Genomic DNA, 2508 nt, shown 5'->3' with positions numbered 1-2508 from the left:
AAAGATATCGCGTTGGATGCTTTTGAAAGTCGTAAAGCTGAATTAAAAAATGATGGTAAAGATGGGGATTGGTTTTTACCATTACGCCTTCATATTCTGCCCAAATTAGGCTGTCTTCCCGTTTCTGAGATTACACAAACAGAGATACGCAATGTTCTTGCCCCTATTTGGCATACAAAAGCTGGAACAGCTAATAGAGCTCTTATTCGTCTCAACCTTTGTCTTAAACATGCGGCTGCCTTAGGATTGGATGTTGATTTACAAGCAACAGAAAAAGCACGCGCGCTCTTAGGTAAACAACGCCATAAAGTCCAAAACTTACCAGCAATGGATTGGAAAGGTGTGCCGGCTTTTTATAAAACACTCTGTGAAGCATCAACCATAACACAACTGGCTTTGCGTTTGCTTATTCTGACAGGCGTTCGTACCAATCCTTTACGTCATATTCATAAAGATCAAGTTGAGGAGGATATATGGACCATTCCTGCTGAGAATATGAAAGGAAGGCGTGATGCTACAACAGAATTTCGCGTGCCTCTATCAACAGAAGCATTAGAAATTCTAAAACAAGCGCGCTTGCTCTCTCGTAATGATTTCTTTTTTTCTGCTAGAGGTCGTGGTCCCCTCGCTGAGAAATGTATGGTTACGTATATGAGAAAAAATAAAATTGAAGCCTGCCCCCATGGTTTTCGTTCTAGTTTACGCAATTGGCTCGCTGAAACAACCGATGCCCCTTATGAAGTCGCAGAAACTATTCTAAGTCATACGGTCGGCGGTAAAGTAGAGCGTGCCTATCGTCGGACTGATTATCTAGAACAGCGCCGCGTTTATATGGATAAATGGGCGGCTTATGTCACTGGTCAATCTTAAGATATGGGGTGCATAACCCCATTATCTGTGGATAACTTTAGCTCTCTTGTCTCTCATTCTTTCTCAATAAGATTCATAAATTATCACATCAGAAAAACTATGATAAAATATTGTTTTCTATAAATAAAATACCTTCAAAAATGAACCAAAATGTGGTTAATAAATAGTTATGATTTGTTCTCATTTTTTTATAGTGAAAGGATTTTAGTATGACAGAAAATGATATTCTTTTGACAGACCGTGAAAGTGCAAAACTGCTTCATATGAGTGTTTCAACATTCCGCCGTCATGTAACTAATGGCTCTCTCCCAAAACCTTTAAAATTTGGTTTTTTATCGCGTTGGTTACAATCAGATCTTATCAATGTAATCGAGCAAGCGAAACAGCAACGTCAAAGCGACGCAGCATAAAAAGAAAACCTTGTCACGTAAGGACGGACAAGGCTTTCTCAAGCTCATCACCCTAGAGATAGCACAATCTGTCCTATGACGCAACGTTATAGGATTTTAAATGATGTGTTCTTTTACGCATGCGCAGGGCATTACACGTGCTGTGCTGAGGGTTTGGCATGGGCGCCTCTTTCAACCCTATGAAAATGCAAAATAGATATAAGATATCTATTCTAACAGTAGCTATTGAAGAAATAGTAAAAATGTATTACATTAGAATTACATTATAACACATTAAGTAGTCGTAAAATGGCTGAGATAACATTTACCTTTCGCGTCGATGATGTATTAAAAAATGAATTTTCCAAAGCAGCAAAGGCGTGTGATAGATCTGCTGCACAATTATTGCGCGATTATATGCGCGATATCGTAAAAGAACAAAAAGAAAAAAGTGCACACGATTTATGGTTTCGGGAACAAGTTCAATTAGGGATAAATTCTGCTAATGCAGGTGATATAATATCTTCTGAAGAAATCGAAGCAGAAGCAAAGGAATGGCGATTAAAAACACAAAGTAAACTCGATAGATCAACTTTATGAAGCTAATTTGGACACAAGTAGCACACGTTGACCGCAAAAAGATCCGTGAATACATATCACAAGATAATCCTTCTGCTGCCTTAAAGTTTGATCAACTTTTATCTGAAAAAGTAGAAAAACTTGTTAAACTTCCTACTCTTGGTCGTTTAGGACGAATTGTAAATACACGTGAACTTATTGTACATCCAAATTATATCATGATTTATGATATTTCAAATGGCGTTGTGCGTATTTTACGTGTGCTTCATACAAAGCAAAAATTTCCTTAATCAACTGTATTTTTATTTATTTGGTAATTGAAGCAAATTATTTTCTACAATACTGCGCTCCCTATCAGTAAGTAATGATAGATTACTATTTTTATAATGTTGCGAATATGATTGCATAATGCACTTTGCACACCGTTTAGTTTCTACTCGTAAAAATAATGATGATACTCTTGATAAACGACGCTTTATTGTCAATGATATCACGGTCGAAAAGCTTGGGGAACTCTTAAAAGCCCCCCGTGGTCTCTTAATGGTGCGTGATGAATTGTCTGGTTTTTTAGCCAATCTGGAACGTAAGGAATATCAAACAGACCGTGCTTTTTATCTAACGGCTTTTAATGAAGATGATCAATTTACCTATGACCGTATCGAGCGTGGAA

5 protein-coding genes are annotated in these 2508 nt (G+C 37.4%); all 5 read left to right on the top strand.

Annotated elements, in window-relative coordinates; genetic code table 11:
• On the top strand, positions 1-870 hold an 870-nt coding region (locus ACFIKB_RS09090; protein WP_375653423.1), incomplete at its 5' end, for a tyrosine-type recombinase/integrase.
• 209 nt (positions 871-1079) lie between these two features.
• The gene (locus ACFIKB_RS09085) at positions 1080-1280 is read left to right on the top strand and encodes an AlpA family transcriptional regulator (protein ID WP_011180791.1); all 201 of its coding nucleotides are present in this window, start codon (positions 1080-1082) and stop codon (positions 1278-1280) included.
• Between the two features lie 288 nt (positions 1281-1568).
• Positions 1569-1859 carry a CopG family ribbon-helix-helix protein gene (locus ACFIKB_RS09080; RefSeq protein WP_375653421.1) on the top strand — a complete coding sequence of 97 codons (291 nt, stop codon included), beginning with the start codon at positions 1569-1571 and terminating at the stop codon, positions 1857-1859.
• Positions 1856-2128 (top strand): type II toxin-antitoxin system mRNA interferase toxin, RelE/StbE family, encoded by a 273-nt coding sequence (locus ACFIKB_RS09075; RefSeq protein WP_004856836.1) that lies wholly within the window; start codon positions 1856-1858, stop codon positions 2126-2128. The genes ACFIKB_RS09080 and ACFIKB_RS09075 overlap by 4 nt, the downstream gene beginning before the upstream one ends.
• A gap of 118 nt (positions 2129-2246) precedes the next feature.
• Positions 2247-2508, top strand: a 262-nt coding sequence (locus ACFIKB_RS09070) for a DUF3987 domain-containing protein (protein ID WP_375653419.1), incomplete at its 3' end; no start/stop codon positions are given.

Origin of the sequence: Bartonella sp. MR110HLJHH, assembly GCF_042194225.1 — a bacterium.
GTDB lineage: Bacteria > Pseudomonadota > Alphaproteobacteria > Rhizobiales > Rhizobiaceae > Bartonella > Bartonella grahamii.
Note: the sequence above shows the minus strand (reverse complement) of the source record. Positions and strands in the feature narration are given on the sequence as shown.